The sequence below is a fragment of the Halomonas marinisediminis genome, assembly GCF_004347715.1.
Taxonomy (GTDB): Bacteria; Pseudomonadota; Gammaproteobacteria; order Pseudomonadales; family Halomonadaceae; genus Halomonas; species Halomonas icarae.
On the sequence record NZ_SLTR01000586.1, the window covers coordinates 1 to 257 of the forward strand.

The following is a 257-nucleotide window of genomic DNA, read 5'->3' on the forward strand; positions in this document are numbered from 1 at the left end:
TCATAATGACAATGTCTGGTGGTAACTCGCTGATTTAATAAGTTTTGCCTTGAAATATACAATGATAAAGATCTTGGTGTGCATTCTTAGCTTAGCATCTGTTGGTGCTAAAGCGGATACACTGCCGGAACGTATTGATAAATTTGTTAATTTATTCAAGACATCAGATGCGGCAGTGTCTTACGATGTGCGCGTATTGCAATCTGACTACCCAACAAGATTGCTCACGCCTCAATCTATGCTCCCTCAGACCTCTA

Annotated in this window: 1 protein-coding gene; it reads left to right on the top strand. The window is 40.5% G+C overall.

What is annotated here, in order from left to right; all coding sequences use genetic code 11:
- Nucleotides 1-61: 61 nt before the first annotated feature.
- The coding region (locus E0702_RS17905; RefSeq protein WP_132045839.1) for a DUF3404 domain-containing protein at nt 62-257 on the top strand (196 nt) is incomplete at its 3' end.